The sequence below is a fragment of the Fodinibius salinus genome (assembly GCF_008124865.1).
GTDB classification, from domain to species: Bacteria; Bacteroidota; Rhodothermia; order Balneolales; family Balneolaceae; genus Fodinibius; species Fodinibius salinus.
Genome location: NZ_VNHY01000006.1, coordinates 1 through 15025, shown reverse-complemented (window position 1 = coordinate 15025; position 15025 = coordinate 1). Strand labels below are relative to the sequence as shown.

The window sequence follows — 15025 nt, the reverse complement described above, 5'->3', positions numbered from 1 at the left end:
TCGTTGATACTCTTGTGGGCCCCAAAAATTCAGGCCCCAACAAGGGCTCGACGTGCGATCGTCTGTCTGTTCTCAATATGGTATAGAACAAAAAAGGCTGAATAAAAACTAACAGCCCGTAATTTTAAACAAAAACTGCTTCCGAGAACTCAAATAGTCCATCTCCGAAGCGATCCAATGATAAAAATATATATCCTAAAAAACAAATTTATTCTTATATTTATTTTATTCAAAATATTATACGCTAATAAATATAAGAATAGATCTAAATTAGACGTAAAACTAACCAACTCTTCTTCCCAGATAAATCATCGCTTGTCTATTGCTCTTGACCAGAGTCGGAAGAAGTAGTCTTATTAGAAGACCCAGAACGACGCGTGCGCTGCTTCTTTTTGCTATCCTCGGGCTGTATATCATTATAATCTACAAGCTCTATAACAGCCGTTTGTGCATTATCACCTGAACGATAACCCAGTTTGACAACTCGAGTATAACCACCCGGTCTGTCCATTGCTTTCTGAGCTACCTCATCAAAAAGATGAGAAACTGCTTCCTTGTCATTCAGTTTAGCAAAAACCTGCCGACGCTTATGAGGATTATCAGTCTTAGCCTTCGTAATGAGAGGTTCTATAAATGGACGCAGTTCTTTTGCTTTAGCAACTGTCGTAACAATTCGATGCTCCTTAATCAACGCATTCGAAAGCGAGGCTAAAGTAGCCTTGCGATGTGATGAGGAGCGACTAAGTTTTCTTCCTTTTTTTAAATGACGCATTGTGATCTATAATACCTTTATGATTTATCCAAATACTTACTAACATCCATACCGAAATGAAGATCTTTACCTTCAATGACTTCAACAAGTTCGGCAAGGGATTTTTTTCCAAAATTTCGAAATTTCAACAGATCCTGTTCATCCCGAGTAACCAGTTCGCCAATCGTATTAATATTTGCAGACTTCAAGCAGTTATACGACCGTACACTCAGGTTTAGATCTTCAATACTTGTTTCAAGCAAGTTAACGATTCGCTGATGTTCAGCATCTACCTCTTCTTCTTCCTGGGTGAATGGCTCATCAATTTCTTCGGTAATAAATTTCTGGGTATGTTCTTTCAGAATTTTACCTGCAATAGTCAGTGCTTCTTTAGAGTTCACCGAGCCATCAGTAGTAATATGCATTACCAATTTTTCATAGTCAGTTCGCTGACCAACCCGCACATTTTCCACATCAAACTTTACCTGTTTGATTGGAGTATAAATAGCATCAATAGGAATAAGGGTAACATCGTCTTCTGTATCCACGTCCTGTTCTTCTGCAGGCACATAGCCTCGACCACGGCCAACACGAAGTTCCATCTCTATTTCAGCATCTTCAGAAAATGATGCAATAACCAAATCAGGATTCAAGACCTCATAATCAGCAGTTGCATCATCAATATCTCCTGCAGTAAACTCACCTGCACCAGATTTTGAAATATGGATAACACCACTACTTTGCTCTACCTGCTTAAAACGAACCTCTTTAAGATTCAATATAATTTCATATACATCCTCTTTTACACCCTGAATACTGGAGTATTCATGTTCAACGCCTTCAATTTTAATAGCGTTGATTGCTATACCAGGCAGAGATGAAAGTAGTATTCTGCGAAAGGAGTTTCCTATTGTTACTCCGAAACCTCGTTCCAGAGGTTGCAAAATAAATGTACCAAAAGTGTCGGAAGCTTCCTCAACGTCAAGAGGTTCCGGCATTTGAATGCTGTAATTGCTCATAATAAAAGAGGTATTAAGCTAAATTGATTTAATAAGTTACTTAGAGTAAAGCTCTACAATAAGTTGCACATTTATATTTTCTGGGATTTCATCCATAGCAGGCATATTCAAAAACTTACCTGTTTTAGATTTTTTATCAACTTCAACCCATTTAAATTTACTGGTAGGTGCATGCTGTAGCGACTCATTAACAACTTCCAAGTTCTTTGACTTGGGACGTACATTAACTACATCACCAGGCTGTAATTGGTATGAAGGAATATTGACAACCTCCCCATTAACCACAATATGCTTATGGCTTACCAGTTGCCGTGCCTGTCGCCGGGTACGTGCAAATCCCAGACGGAAAACAGTATTGTCTAACCGAGCTTCAAGATATTGAAGTAAAATTTCACCCGTTACTCCATCTTTGGCATTGGCTTTCTCAAATAAGTTCGAAAACTGTTTTTCAAGAAGACCATAAGTATATTTGGCCTTCTGCTTTTCTTCGAGCTGAATTGCATATTCAGATTTTCTCGAATACCGAGAACGTCCATGCTGACCCGGACCGTATGGCTTACGTTCTAATGCCTTGCTCGGTCCAAATATGGGTTCGCGAAAACGTCTCGCTTTTTTCTGTTTAGGTCCTCTGTATCTAGCCATGATGTATTAACTACTAGTAAATTTGTTATTAAACTCTTCGTCGTTTAGGAGGTCTGCAACCATTATGTGGGATAGGAGTACGATCCTTAATGGACGTTACCTCTAATCCACTGGAAGCCAGTGCACGTACTGCAGCTTCTCGTCCGGAGCCGGGTCCTTTTACAAAAACCTCAACCCTTCGAAGCCCCATTTCATGAGCAGCAGTAGCTGCCGTTTCGGCGCTTAATTGTGCAGCATAAGGAGTATTTTTACGAGACCCTTTAAATCCCTCTTTACCTGCAGATGACCATGAAATAGCATTTCCATTCGCATCAGTAACAGTAACGAGAACATTATTGAAGGTGGCCTTAATAAAGACCATTCCATTAGGGTCCGAAAGCTGTTTCCTTCGCTTCTTCTTTTTTGAAGATCCAGACCGTCGTTTTTTCTTAGCCATTTTATTTAAAAACCATTAATTATTATTGAGGCGCTGTTTTCTTACCCGGTACAGTTTTTCGCTTTCCTTTACGGGTACGTGCATTAGTCTGTGTGTTTTGACCACGCACGGGCAATCCCTTCCGGTGCCTAGTACCACGATAGGAACCAATCTCAATGAGGCGTCGGATATTTGCTTTTTCCTCGCTTCGCAAAGCTCCTTCTACCGTATATTCGCTATCTACTTTTTGACGAAGGCTTGCAACCTGATCATCAGTCCAATCTTTTACTTTGATACTGCGATCAATATCCAGCTCATCGAGAATATCCTGAGCCGTAGATTTACCTATGCCATAAACATAGGTTAATCCAATAACACCTCGTTTTTCTTTTGGTAAGTCTATTCCAGCAATTCTAGCCATAAAAATTATCCGAATTTATTATCCTTGCCGCTGCTTGTGGCGTGGATTCTTTTTATTAATTACATATACACGACCGTTGCGTCGTACAATTTTATCGTCTGGACTTCTTTTCTTTACTGAAGATCGAGTCTTCATAATACTAAAACTTTTGAATTAAAATTTATTTATAACGATACGTTATACGTCCCTTACTTAAATCATAAGGAGACATTTCCACGGCAACACGGTCACCGGGAAGAATTTTAATATAGTACATTCTCATTTTGCCAGATACGTGGGCTAAAATTTCGTGCCCATTGTCTAGCTCTACGCGAAATTGAGCATTCGGTAATGCTTCAATAATTTCGCCATCTTGTTTAATTGGCTCTTGCTTAGCCATCTTAAATCTTTGCGTTTATTCGACTTTTCGTGATCTCTCTAATATAATCAAAAGTACTTAAAACTTCAGCCTTTCCTTCACGAATAACTACATCATGTTCGTAGTGGGCTGATATCGATTTATCGGCCGTAACGACTGTCCAGCCGTCATTAAGTGTACTAACTTTAAAAGATCCTAATGTGATCATTGGCTCAATCGCCAACGTCATTCCGGATCGAAGTCGATCTCCGCGACCGGCCTTCCCAAAGTTGGGAACAGACGGATCTTCATGGAGCGACTTTCCGAGTCCATGTCCGACTAAATCTCGGACTACGCCAAAACCTTCATCTTCGCAGTGTGTTTGAATGGCATTAGAAATATCTCCAATGTTATTGCCATGCACTGCCTGGTCAATCCCTTCATATAAAGATTCCAGCGTAGTTCGAAGCAATCGGATTTTTTCATCCTCGCATTCACCTACCGCAAATGTGTAGGCATGATCTCCAAAATAACCGTTCTTTTCTACCCCGCAGTCAATGGAAACAATATCACCTTCTTTAAGTTCCCGTTTGTTACTGGGAATTCCATGAACGACTTCTTCATTGACCGAAATACAAAGCGTGCCCGGAAATTCGTTGCCTTTCGGTCCATAGCCCTTAAAAGCGGGACGGCCATTTTCTTCCTTAATAAAGTCTTCAGCAACTCGATCAAGTTTACCTGTTGTAACTCCCGGCTCTATATGCTTCGCTACTTCGGCCAGAGTTTGTGAGACAATCTGTGCACTCTCACGCATTTTTTCAATTTCAGACTCACTTTTAAGGTAAATCATTACGATCTGCGACGACCTTTCATCTTCCCGGTCTTCATGAAACCATCATAATGACGCATCATCAAATGACTTTCGATCTGCTGGAGCGTATCCAGCGCAACCCCCACAATAATCAGGAGACTGGTTCCACCGTAGAAGAGTGCAAACCCAGGTGTCACTCCCATGCGGGCAGCAATAGCCGGCATGATAGCAATAATTGCCAAAAAGATTGATCCGGGCAATGTAACTTTTGTCAGAATATTATCAATAAACTCAACCGTTTGATTACCAGGCCTAACACCGGGGATAAATCCGCCCTGACGCTTCATCGTGTCCGCCATTTCACGCGGATTGACGGTAATCGCCGTATAAAAGTATGTAAAGAACACTACAATGATTCCAAAAATAATGGAATATGTGACTCCTGTAAAATCACTCGACCAGGAAGTCAACATCTGCACTGTGGTATTATCGGGAAAGAACGTCCCGATTGTGCTTGGGATAAACATGATTGACTGTGCAAAAATAATCGGCATCACTCCCGCGGCATTTACCTTAAGAGGCAAATACTGCGTTGTTCCACCGTACACCTTGCGACCGACAACACGTTTTGCATACTGCACCGGAATTTTGCGAACACCCTGTGTAAGCAAAACCGAGGCAGCAATAACAAGTACCAGTGCTGCAATTTCAGCAATCACAATAATAAGATTACTCTTTGTCGTGATTTCGTTAATAAGACTCGAAGGCAATCGGGCAATAATTCCAATCATAATAATAATCGATATCCCGTTACCAATACCTCGATCAGAGATCCGCTCTCCCAACCACATAACAAATGCGGTTCCTGCCGTTAGTACAATCATGGACGTTATTACAAACGTATAATTGCTAACCACAATAGCATTGGGAGATGTGGCCATCAAATTAATTGCAAAACCAATAGACTGTACCAGTGTAATACCAATCGTTCCGTAGCGGGTCAGTCTATTTATTTTTCGACGTCCTTCTTCACCTTCGCGCTGCAATTTTTGAAAATAAGGGACTACAGCTCCCATCAGCTGGATGATAATAGCTGCCGTAATATAAGGCATAATACCCAGGGCAAACACTCCAGCTCGCGAAAATGCACCACCTACAAACATATCGAACAGGCCAAGCAGGCTCGAGGCATTACCAGTTTGCTGAGCTAACTGCGTAGCATCAACGCCCGGAAGGGTAACAAAACTTCCGATTCGGTAAACCATTAAGATACCGATAACATAGAAGATACGATTCTTTAGTTCTTCTATTTTAAATATGTTTCGAAAGTTTTCAACTAAACTCATTGAGAAGGTGGCTAGCTAGTTAATTATTCTTAATGAATGTGATGGTTCCACCGGCATCTTCAACCTTTTTCTCGGCTGATTCGCTGGAATCATGAACTTCAATTTCTATAGCTGTTTCAATCTCTCCGTCGCCTAAAAGCTTTACGAGATCTCCTTTGCCGATCAGTCCAGCATTACGAAGATCATCAAGAGAGATTTCTTCTTCCAGCCTGCCATGCTCAATGAAGTACTCAATAGTACCGGTGTTAACAGGGACATATTCCGTACGGAATTTATTATTAAATCCCCATTTGGGAATAATTCGCTGCAATGGCATTTGTCCACCTTCAAACCAGAAACGTTCTTTGAAACCGCTGCGCGAACGCTGGCCATTATGGCCTTTACCTACAGTGTGTCCACCTCTACCTGAACCTTGTCCACGACCAATTCGCTTGGCCTTCTTTTTATTGGGTTCGGGCGCATTTAAATTGCTTAAATCCATCATATTACCTATTAATTCCTTAAGTCAGTTAGCCTTCAAATACTTTATTTAACGAAATACCTCTTCGTTCAGCTACTTCCAGCGGATCTGTCAGATTCTTCAACCCGTTATAGGTGGCTTTGACCATATTGTGGGGGTTTGATGATCCCACGGATTTAGTCAAAATGTTCTGCAATCCTGCAATATCAAGCAGTGCCTTTACGGGCCCGCCGGCAATTACTCCAGTACCTTCTGATGCAGGACGAAGCAATACTTCGCCCGCTCCTTCTTTACCAGTAATAGTATGATGAATACTGCCGGTCTTGGTCATAGGTACTTTAATGAGGTTCTTCTTTGCATTATCAAATCCTTTTTGAATAGCATCAGAAACCTCGTTGGCTTTACCCAGACCGTGTCCAACAACACCATCTTTATTACCAACTACTACAATAGCGTTAAAACTAAACGTACGTCCACCTTTTACTACCGTAGAGACCCGGTTAATATGAACCAGTTTCTCTTCGAGGTTCAAATTTTTGGGCGCAATGTTATGTCGTCTTCTAACTTTTGGCATAATTAATCTGTTTAAAAGTCTAATCCACCTTCGCGAGCACCGTCTGCCAGTGCTTCAACTACACCGTGATATTTATAACCACTACGGTCAAACACGGCAGTTTCAATTCCTTTGTCGTTTGCTAAGTCTGCTAAAAATTCTCCGACAATTTTAGCTGCTTCCTGCTTGGTTTTGTCTTCCACATCAGAAGCAATTTCATCAGTCTTTGTTGAGACAGCAACTAATGTCTGTCCCATCAAATCATTCACGAGCTGGGCATACACATGCTTGTTACTTTTATATAAGCACAAGCGTGGTCGATCAGCTGTACCGCGAATTGTTGACCGAATACGCCGGCGAATTCTATTTCGACGTTCTCTTTTTGCTGTTGTCTTATTCATCGTTACTAAACTCTATTAAGCTGTTGCTGAAGCTGCTGATTTTCCTGCTTTTCTGCGCACCCACTCATCAACGTAGCGGATACCCTTTCCTTTGTAAGGCTCGGGCGGACGCAGTGAGCGAATTTTAGCAGCAACTTGTCCAACTAGTTCTTTGTTAATTCCTGAAACAATAATTTTTGGGTTATCACCATCAGTATCTACCTCAATATCAACATCATCGGGTGCTACAAAGTAGATGGGATGCGAAAACCCCAGTGTTAGTTGCAACACACCATTACTTAAGGATGCGCGATAACCGACACCTCTAAGCTCGAGTTCTTTTTGGTAACCTTCCGAAACCCCAACAACAATATTGCTGATTAACGAACGGAAGAGTCCGTGTAAAGAACGGTCGAACTTGGAGTCTGAGCTACGTTTCACCAAAAGCTCACCTTCTTGTTCTTCAATGTTGATGCCAGAGTGAATTTTAAGAGTATCACTTCCCTTATCACCTTTGATGGTGATAACGTTGTCAGCATCAATACTGAATTCTATATCATCTGTTAATTCAATCGGTTGATTTCCGATACGAGACATAATTCTATAATCTTATTTTTAATAAACAGTGCACAATACTTCGCCGCCCACATTTAATTTGCGGGCCTCTTTATCCGTCATTACGCCCCGAGATGTCGAGAGCATAACAATACCCAAGCCATTAAGAGCTCGTGGAATATCATCCGATCCACAGTATTCTCGAAGGCCTGGCTTAGATCTACGCTTCATGTTCTTTATTACAGGTTGACCATAAGCATCATACTTCAAAAACAAGCGAAGCATACCCTGCTTGTCATCATCAATATTGATAAACTTGTTGACGTATCCCTTTTCGACCAGGATTTTTGTCATAGCCCGCTTCAATTTAGATGCGGGAATATCAACTCGGCGATGACCAGCCTGTTGAGCATTTCTAATTTGTGTTAAAAAATCTGAAATTGGATCAAACATAAAATTTGTTCGTTAAAATGTTACCAACTTGCTTTGCGTACGCCGGGAATTTTGCCGTCCAAGGCCAGTTCACGAAACTTAATTCGCGAAATTCCATACTTACGTATATAGCCTCGGCATCGTCCGGTCAAACTACAGCGATTATTAACCCGTGTAGGGCTGGCATCGCGGGGTAACTTTTGCAGTTCCACCCATTTGCCTTCTTCCTTAAGCTTTTTACGCTTTTCGGCATATTTTTTAACCGTTCGCTTTCGTTTTTCGTTACGTGCAATCCAAGCTTTCTTAGCCATAGTTTATATGCTTCTGAATTTAATTTCGTTTTTGAAATGGCATGCCAAATTCTTCTAACAAGGCATAGGCCTCTTCATCGGTTTCGGCTGATGTCACAAATGTAATATCCAAACCATGCAAATGTTCAACTTCCTCAGTATTAATCTCGGGAAAGATCGTGTGTTCTTTAATCCCAAGTGTATAATTACCCCCTCCATCAAAGCTACTATCAGGTACGCCCTGAAAATCCCGGGTCCTGGGAAGTGCTAAGTTAATAAGCCGATCTAAAAATTCATACATCCGCTTGCCACGCAATGTTACCTTACATCCAATTGGCTGTCCTTTTCTAATTTTAAAATTAGAAATTGACTTTTTTGCTTTGGTGGTAACAGGGCGCTGACCCGTAATAGTAGCCAGATTTTCTGTGATGGTGTCGATAAGCTTTTCATTCTCAACAGCTTCACCAATACCACAGTTTACGACTACCTTTTTAAGCTTGGGAACAGCCATTACGTTATCATACTCAAACCGTTCCTGCAGGTTTGAAACAATTTCGTCGTTGTATTCTGTATTTAATCTTGCTTGTGCCATTCTATAAATAAATTCTTAGTTGTCTAAAATCTCGCCACTTTTCTTCGCATAACGAACCCAGCGTCCGCCGCTATCTTCCTCAATACGTTTACGGCCAATACGCGTCGGTTCACCCGTGGACGGGTCAATTACCATTACATTTGAAATATGTATTGAAACTTCTCGCTCAATACGACCGCCTTCTGGATTCTCCTGTGTTGGCTGATCGTGATGGACGCGCATATTTATTCCTTCAACAAGAACGCGTTCTTTATCAGGGAATACAGCCAGTATGCGACCTTCGCGGCCCTTATCATTACCAGCAATGACTTTTACCTCATCACCTTTTTTAACATGTAATTTCTTTCGCTTATTCTTTTTCCGTGGCATAATAAATTCAGGTTTTAAAGCACTTCTGGTGCAAGTGAAACAATACGCATGTAGCTGCGTTCACGCAGTTCGCGAGCAACGGGACCAAAAATACGAGTCCCGACTGGCTCACTATCCTGGTTAATAATCACTGCAGCATTTTCATCAAATCGAATGTAACTGCCGTCATTACGGCGAATTTCTTTATTTGTCCGTACAACTACAGCATTGACTACTTCTCCCTTTTTAACATTACCTCCGGGAATTGCAGTTTGTACTGAACAAGAAATAAGATCACCAATTCGTGCATATCGCCTTTTGGAATCACCAAGAACTTTTATGCACTTAAGCTGACGTGCTCCACTATTGTCAGCAACGTTTAGTTTTGTTTGTGCTTGTACCATTGCAAAGTCTTAAGATATATCGGTTATTTTGCTCGTTCAATTATTTCTACCAGTCGCCAAGACTTCCGTTTTGAAAGCGGTCGAGTGGACATAATCTCCACCTGATCACCTTCGCCGGCCTCGTTATTCTCATCATGGGCCATATACTTGGTCGTTTTGGTTATATATTTACCATAGATCGCGTGCTTTACCTTACGGTTAACAGCAACGGTAATAGTTTTATCCATGCTGTTGCTTACTACGCGACCAGTTCGTGTTGTTCGTTGTACTCGTTCAGGTTGTGCCATTGGTTAATTAGTCAGCACTTTCTTGTTGTTTTTCAGTAATAATCGTATGTATCCGTGCAATCTCTTTGCGTGTCATAGAAACACGAGCGGGATTTTCAAGCTGTCCTGCAATAGCGCGGTTAAAGCGCATATCTTGCAAAGCCTGCTTTTCATCCTCAAGCCGTGCTTCTAATTCTGCAATCGTTTTCTTTCGTAGTTCGTGTGCCTTCATGATTTCGTAAATGCTTCTTAATTAAGGTCCATCGTAATCACGACGAACAATAAATTTTGTTTTAATAGGAAGCTTATAATCTGCTCGTCGCATTGCTTCCCAAGCTAAATCTTCCGGAACACCGGCGATTTCAAATAAAATTCTTCCTGGCTTTACAACAGCCACATACTCTTCTACAGCACCCTTACCTTTACCCATTCGGGTTTCGGCGGGTTGTGATGTCTTGGGCATATCTGGAAAAATACGAATCCATGTTTGCCCATCACGCTGCAATTGTCTAGCAATTGCAATTCGACAAGATTCAATTTGTCGAGAAGTAATATACTTTGGCTCAAGGGCTTTAAGCCCAAAATCTCCGTTGGCAAGTGTATGGCCACGATGAGCCGTACCTTTCAGACTCCTGCGGTGCTGCCGGCGTCGTCTTACGTTTCTTGGTTCTAACATGATTGAAATTTTTCAGTATTAATTACTTCGATTTCTTTTTCTTCGTCGAGACCGTCGCTTTCCGCCGCCTCCTCGTCCTCGAGAATCATCCTTACGTTGGGTATGTGCATCACCCGCTGTAAGTTCGATATCTCCGAGTATTTCTCCTTTAAAGATCCACACTTTAACACCTATGGAACCATAAATAGTATTTGCGGTCGCACAATAATAATCAATGTCAGCACGCAGTGTGTGCAGTGGTACCCGTCCTTCGCGATATTGTTCGGTTCGCGACATTTCTGAACCACCCAAACGACCTGCGCATCTAATTCGAATGCCTTCGGCACCCATTCGCATAGCCGAAGAGATTGAAGTCTTCATTGCCCGTCGGAATGAAATACGTGCTTCCAACTGCTGTGCAATATTTTGAGCTACGAGGCTCGCATCCGTCTCGGGTCGTTTAATTTCACTTACATTAATTTGAACTTCTTTATCTGTGATAGTCTTAAGCTCTTCACGAAGAAGTTCAATCTGCTCACCGCCCTTACCAATAATAACGCCGGGGCGACTTGTTTTTAGTGTAAGAAGTATTCGTTTTGGAGTACGTTCTATAATGACCCGTGATAACCCTCCATTTTGAAGACGAGTATGCAAATATTCACGCAATTTAGTGTCTTCATATAAAATTTCAGGTTCATTCTCTTCGGAATACCAGTTGGAATCCCAACCGCGAATTATACCGAGTCTTAAACCTACTGGATGTGATTTCTGTCCCAAGGTATTATTATTTATTAGTTATCAAATTCTTCTTTCTTCGCTACAACCACTGTAACATGGCTGGTACGCTTGCGTATTTGATGCGCACTACCCATAGCAGCGGGTTGAATGCGCTTCAGTGTAGCACCTTCATTGGCATATATCTCTTTAATGTAAAGATCCTGATTATCCAATCGTGCTTCCTGAAATTTATCACGGATATTGGCTGCAGCTGACATTACAACTTTAGCTACTTCAGCAGCAGCAGCTTTATTCGTGAATTCAAGTTTTTTCAAGGCCTTATCAACCCTGTCTTCTCGCACAGCATCTACAACCAGACGTACTTTTCTAGGAGCCCTTCGCAGATGCTTCTGTGTTGCTTTTGCTTCAAAATTTTCTTCTGCCATAATACTTTACATTCCTGGTTTTTTCGGTGCTTCTCTGGTTGCTGTCTTTTCTGGATGGCCGTGGAAGGTGCGCGTCGGTGCAAACTCACCTAACTTGTGACCAACCATGTCTTCAGTGATGAATACAGGGATAAACTGTTTCCCATTATGAACGGCAATTGTCAACCCTAAAAAATCGGGCGTAACCATTGAACTTCGAGACCAGGTTTTAATGACGTTTTTCTTACCGCTCTCATTCATTGCGTCAACCTTACGCTGTAACTTGTAATATACGTAAGGTCCTTTTCTAAGCGATCTAGGCATAATTACTTACTTCTTTTTAGATTCTTTACGTCCTCGGACAATGTATCGGTCCGAAAGTTTCTTGCGTTTTCTTGTCTTTAATCCTTTTGAAGATTGTCCCCAAGGCGAACGTGGATGACCACCGGAAGCTTTTCCTTCTCCACCTCCCATTGGGTGGTCAATCGGGTTCATTGCAACGCCTCGTGTGTGAGGTCGCTTTCCTTTCCAGCGATTTCTCCCAGCTTTACCAATTTTAGTATTAAAGTGATCTGGATTACTGGTTTTACCAACAGTAGCAAGACATTTGCCAAGTATCATGCGAACTTCGCCTGATGGCAGTTTCACAGTAACGTACTTGTCAGTCTTTGCAACCATTTGTGCAGCTGTTCCAGCACTTCGGCAAAGCTGTGCTCCCTGACCGGGATGCATCTCAATATTGTGGATGAAAGTCCCCGGAGGCATCTTCGCCATCGGCATTGCATTACCAACATTTGGTTCGATAGCCGATGCACTGCTAATAATTTTGTCTCCAACTCCCAACTTATCAGGTGCGACAATATACCGTTTCTCACCGTCCTCGTATGCAACCAATGCTATACGAGCAGAGCGGTTTGGATCATATTCTATCGTCTGCACTTTAGCAGGGATATCATGTTTGTCACGGCTAAAATCGATAATTCGATATCGACGTTTATGACCGCCGCCGCGATGGCGTGAAGTCATTCGCCCCTGTTTATTACGCCCGCCACTTTTATTTTTGCCTTTTACAAGCCGCTTAACAGTAGGCTTGCTAACGGTGACATCATCAAACACAGGTGATGTAGTGTGCCGAGCACCGGGTGTAGTTGGTTTCTGTTTTTTTGTAGCCATTACAATAACTGTTTCTAAATTTCGCTAAAGAAGTCTATTTCACCTTCTTTGATAGTTACAATTGCTTTTTTCCAGACCTTTTTCCGGCCTTCAACATATCCACTTGGCGTAAAACGACCTTTGGGCTTTGAAGGCATAATAATAGTATGAATACTTCCAACCTCAACATTAGGATATCGATCTTTAACTGCTCTTTTGATATCCTCTTTGCTGGCATATTTATCAACTTCAAAAGCATACTTACCTTCGGCCTGAAGCTGAGTTAGTTTTTCAGTAATTAATGGTTTTTTGAGTACGTATTTCATGCTACCTTTTCCTCAGCAGTTTCAATAGATTCTTCAAGAATTTCTAGTGCAGACTCCTGAATCAAAATCACTTCTGTATCCAAAATCTGATACGTAGAAGGTTTGTTTGCTTCAAGAACCTCAATATTTGGAATATTACGAGCGGACTTATAAACGATCTCGTCCACACCTGCCGTTAATAGCAATACTTTGCTATCTTCAATTTCTAAGGCTTCCAAAATATCAGCCACTTTTCTTGTTTTTGGCTCATCAAAACTAAAATCATCAATAATTTTTAGAGCCTCATCATTTTTCTTAGCCGATAGTGCCGACTTACGTGCTAGCTCCTTAGACTTTTTCGACATTCTAAAACCATGATTACGCGGGCTTGGTCCAAAGACCGTTCCACCGCCCTTAAGCAAAGGCGATCTGATTGACCCACGACGCGCACGGCCAGTACCTTTTTGGCGATAAGCCTTACGGCCTCCACCACGTACCTGACCACGTTCTTTTGTGTTCGAGGTACCTTGCCGCTGGTTCGCCATATAACGACGAACAGCCTCGTAAATAACGGTTTCATTAGGCTCAATGCCGAAAATAGAATCAGCTAACTCAGCCTCATTGCCGCTATCTTTTCCTTCTGTTGTGTATATCGGAAGCTTCATTTCAAATAATTCTTACTATCTGTTGTAAATTTCTACAAATCGTCCATTAGGTCCAGGGATGGATCCAGTCACCATCATCAAATTTGACTCACTAAATATTCTTGCTACTGTCAAATTTTTAATCTTGGTTCGTTCGTTACCACTTCGGCCGGCCATCTTTATACCCGGAAACACACGTGCGGGATCAGATGCCTGTCCAATAGAACCTGGATGACGCTGACGTTTGTGTTGACCATGTGATGCTTCACCAACACCTCCAAAATTGTGCCGCTTCATCACGCCGCTAAAACCTTTACCCTTGGAAACTCCTACTACATCAACATTCTCACCAATGGTGAATACATCTTCGATGTTTAATTCATCTCCAAGTTCAGCGTCTTCAGGGACAAAATCTCTGAATTCCTTTACGTATTGCTTTGGTGATATACCAGCTTTTTCAAAATGACCTTGCAACGGCTTTGAAGTGCTCTGCTCTTTCTTATCAAATGCTGAAAGCTGCACAGCTTCATACCCATTTTTTTCTTCTGTTTTGATCGCTGTTATTACACAGGGATCAACTTCGATGACAGTAACGGCATAGTTATTACCGTCGTCATCAAAAATATTCGTCATTCCTACTTTTTTTCCTATCAAACCACTACTCATTGTTCAGTGATTATAAATGTTACACTTTAATTTCTACGTCCACACCAGAGGGTAACTCCAGCTTCATTAATGCATCTACGGTTTGTGAACCCGTTGAAAGAATATCGATCAAACGCTTATGCGATCGGTACTCAAACTGTTCACGTGCTGTCTTATTCACGTGAACCGAGCGGTTAACCGTAATAATATTTTTCTTTGTGGGGAGCGGTATCGGTCCTGATACCACAGCTCCCGTCGATTTTACTGTCTGAATTATCTTTTCAGCCGATTTGTCGATCAGGTTATGATCGTACGACTTAAGTTTAATTCTGATTTTTTGTTGAGTAGCCACTTATCAGAACTTTTTTAATCTATAATTTCAGTTACAACGCCGGCCCCAACTGTGCGGCCGCCTTCGCGAATCGCAAACCGCAGCCCTTCTTCCATGGCTACCGGTTGG

Annotated in this window: 30 protein-coding genes; all 30 read right to left on the bottom strand. The window is 41.7% G+C overall.

The window, feature by feature from the left end; all coding sequences use genetic code 11:
• Positions 1-319: 319 nt before the first annotated feature.
• Positions 320-772, bottom strand: a complete 453-nt coding sequence (gene rplQ / locus LX73_RS12830) for a 50S ribosomal protein L17 (protein ID WP_148899920.1) — start codon at positions 770-772, stop codon at positions 320-322.
• A 17-nt stretch (positions 773-789) separates the two neighbouring features.
• The gene (locus LX73_RS12825) at positions 790-1770 is read right to left on the bottom strand and encodes a DNA-directed RNA polymerase subunit alpha (protein WP_148899919.1); all 981 of its coding nucleotides are present in this window, start codon (positions 1768-1770) and stop codon (positions 790-792) included.
• A 36-nt stretch (positions 1771-1806) separates the two neighbouring features.
• Complete coding sequence (gene rpsD, locus LX73_RS12820) at positions 1807-2412, bottom strand: 30S ribosomal protein S4 (RefSeq protein ID WP_148899918.1); 606 nt, start codon at positions 2410-2412, stop codon at positions 1807-1809.
• Positions 2413-2440: 28 nt separating this feature from the next.
• Positions 2441-2848 (bottom strand): 30S ribosomal protein S11, encoded by a 408-nt coding sequence (gene rpsK, locus LX73_RS12815; protein ID WP_148899917.1) that lies wholly within the window; start codon positions 2846-2848, stop codon positions 2441-2443.
• Between the two features lie 22 nt (positions 2849-2870).
• Positions 2871-3248, bottom strand: coding sequence for a 30S ribosomal protein S13 (gene rpsM / locus LX73_RS12810; RefSeq protein WP_148899916.1), 378 nt, complete (start codon positions 3246-3248; stop codon positions 2871-2873).
• Positions 3249-3266: 18 nt separating this feature from the next.
• Positions 3267-3383, bottom strand: a complete 117-nt coding sequence (gene rpmJ / locus LX73_RS12805) for a 50S ribosomal protein L36 (RefSeq protein ID WP_073068624.1) — start codon at positions 3381-3383, stop codon at positions 3267-3269.
• 25 nt (positions 3384-3408) lie between these two features.
• Positions 3409-3627 (bottom strand): translation initiation factor IF-1, encoded by a 219-nt coding sequence (gene infA, locus LX73_RS12800; protein ID WP_020404818.1) that lies wholly within the window; start codon positions 3625-3627, stop codon positions 3409-3411.
• Position 3628: 1 nt separating this feature from the next.
• Positions 3629-4435, bottom strand: coding sequence for a type I methionyl aminopeptidase (gene map, locus LX73_RS12795; RefSeq protein ID WP_148899915.1), 807 nt, complete (start codon positions 4433-4435; stop codon positions 3629-3631).
• Positions 4435-5742: a preprotein translocase subunit SecY gene (gene secY, locus LX73_RS12790; RefSeq protein WP_148899914.1), complete on the bottom strand. Its 1308-nt coding sequence runs from the start codon at positions 5740-5742 to the stop codon at positions 4435-4437. The genes map and secY overlap by 1 nt, the downstream gene beginning before the upstream one ends.
• A 19-nt stretch (positions 5743-5761) precedes the next feature.
• Positions 5762-6226, bottom strand: coding sequence for a 50S ribosomal protein L15 (gene rplO, locus LX73_RS12785; protein WP_246138251.1), 465 nt, complete (start codon positions 6224-6226; stop codon positions 5762-5764).
• Between the two features lie 25 nt (positions 6227-6251).
• A complete protein-coding gene (gene rpsE, locus LX73_RS12780) occupies positions 6252-6776 on the bottom strand; it encodes a 30S ribosomal protein S5 (RefSeq protein WP_148899913.1) in 525 nt (174 codons plus the stop codon).
• Positions 6777-6787: 11 nt separating this feature from the next.
• Positions 6788-7156 (bottom strand): 50S ribosomal protein L18, encoded by a 369-nt coding sequence (gene rplR, locus LX73_RS12775; protein WP_148899912.1) that lies wholly within the window; start codon positions 7154-7156, stop codon positions 6788-6790.
• Positions 7157-7171: 15 nt separating this feature from the next.
• Positions 7172-7732: a 50S ribosomal protein L6 gene (gene rplF / locus LX73_RS12770; RefSeq protein WP_148899911.1), complete on the bottom strand. Its 561-nt coding sequence runs from the start codon at positions 7730-7732 to the stop codon at positions 7172-7174.
• A gap of 18 nt (positions 7733-7750) precedes the next feature.
• A complete protein-coding gene (gene rpsH, locus LX73_RS12765; protein WP_148899910.1) occupies positions 7751-8143 on the bottom strand; it encodes a 30S ribosomal protein S8 in 393 nt (130 codons plus the stop codon).
• A gap of 20 nt (positions 8144-8163) precedes the next feature.
• Complete coding sequence (gene rpsN / locus LX73_RS12760; RefSeq protein ID WP_148899909.1) at positions 8164-8433, bottom strand: 30S ribosomal protein S14; 270 nt, start codon at positions 8431-8433, stop codon at positions 8164-8166.
• Positions 8434-8452: 19 nt separating this feature from the next.
• On the bottom strand, positions 8453-9004 hold the full coding sequence (gene rplE, locus LX73_RS12755) for a 50S ribosomal protein L5 (protein ID WP_148899908.1): 552 nt from the start codon (positions 9002-9004) through the stop codon (positions 8453-8455).
• A 15-nt stretch (positions 9005-9019) separates the two neighbouring features.
• Positions 9020-9373 carry a 50S ribosomal protein L24 gene (gene rplX / locus LX73_RS12750; protein ID WP_148899907.1) on the bottom strand — a complete coding sequence of 118 codons (354 nt, stop codon included), beginning with the start codon at positions 9371-9373 and terminating at the stop codon, positions 9020-9022.
• 14 nt (positions 9374-9387) lie between these two features.
• Entirely contained in the window at positions 9388-9756 is a 369-nt protein-coding gene (gene rplN, locus LX73_RS12745) for a 50S ribosomal protein L14 (RefSeq protein ID WP_148899906.1), read from the bottom strand.
• 23 nt (positions 9757-9779) lie between these two features.
• Positions 9780-10043, bottom strand: a complete 264-nt coding sequence (rpsQ, locus tag LX73_RS12740) for a 30S ribosomal protein S17 (RefSeq protein WP_148899905.1) — start codon at positions 10041-10043, stop codon at positions 9780-9782.
• A gap of 7 nt (positions 10044-10050) precedes the next feature.
• On the bottom strand, positions 10051-10254 hold the full coding sequence (gene rpmC, locus LX73_RS12735; protein WP_148899904.1) for a 50S ribosomal protein L29: 204 nt from the start codon (positions 10252-10254) through the stop codon (positions 10051-10053).
• A gap of 21 nt (positions 10255-10275) precedes the next feature.
• Complete coding sequence (gene rplP, locus LX73_RS12730; protein WP_148899903.1) at positions 10276-10698, bottom strand: 50S ribosomal protein L16; 423 nt, start codon at positions 10696-10698, stop codon at positions 10276-10278.
• 18 nt (positions 10699-10716) lie between these two features.
• Complete coding sequence (gene rpsC, locus LX73_RS12725) at positions 10717-11454, bottom strand: 30S ribosomal protein S3 (protein WP_148899902.1); 738 nt, start codon at positions 11452-11454, stop codon at positions 10717-10719.
• Positions 11455-11468: 14 nt separating this feature from the next.
• Entirely contained in the window at positions 11469-11840 is a 372-nt protein-coding gene (rplV, locus tag LX73_RS12720; RefSeq protein WP_148899901.1) for a 50S ribosomal protein L22, read from the bottom strand.
• A gap of 6 nt (positions 11841-11846) precedes the next feature.
• Positions 11847-12143 carry a 30S ribosomal protein S19 gene (gene rpsS / locus LX73_RS12715; RefSeq protein ID WP_148899900.1) on the bottom strand — a complete coding sequence of 99 codons (297 nt, stop codon included), beginning with the start codon at positions 12141-12143 and terminating at the stop codon, positions 11847-11849.
• A 6-nt stretch (positions 12144-12149) separates the two neighbouring features.
• On the bottom strand, positions 12150-12992 hold the full coding sequence (gene rplB / locus LX73_RS12710) for a 50S ribosomal protein L2 (protein WP_148899899.1): 843 nt from the start codon (positions 12990-12992) through the stop codon (positions 12150-12152).
• A 14-nt stretch (positions 12993-13006) separates the two neighbouring features.
• Positions 13007-13297: a 50S ribosomal protein L23 gene (gene rplW, locus LX73_RS12705; RefSeq protein ID WP_148899898.1), complete on the bottom strand. Its 291-nt coding sequence runs from the start codon at positions 13295-13297 to the stop codon at positions 13007-13009.
• On the bottom strand, positions 13294-13941 hold the full coding sequence (gene rplD / locus LX73_RS12700) for a 50S ribosomal protein L4 (protein ID WP_148899897.1): 648 nt from the start codon (positions 13939-13941) through the stop codon (positions 13294-13296). The genes rplW and rplD overlap by 4 nt, the downstream gene beginning before the upstream one ends.
• A 15-nt stretch (positions 13942-13956) precedes the next feature.
• Positions 13957-14586, bottom strand: a complete 630-nt coding sequence (gene rplC, locus LX73_RS12695; RefSeq protein ID WP_148899896.1) for a 50S ribosomal protein L3 — start codon at positions 14584-14586, stop codon at positions 13957-13959.
• A gap of 19 nt (positions 14587-14605) precedes the next feature.
• Complete coding sequence (gene rpsJ / locus LX73_RS12690) at positions 14606-14917, bottom strand: 30S ribosomal protein S10 (RefSeq protein WP_095607732.1); 312 nt, start codon at positions 14915-14917, stop codon at positions 14606-14608.
• Positions 14918-14931: 14 nt separating this feature from the next.
• On the bottom strand, positions 14932-15025 hold a 94-nt coding region (locus LX73_RS12685), incomplete at its 5' end, for an EF-Tu C-terminal domain-related protein (RefSeq protein ID WP_148899207.1).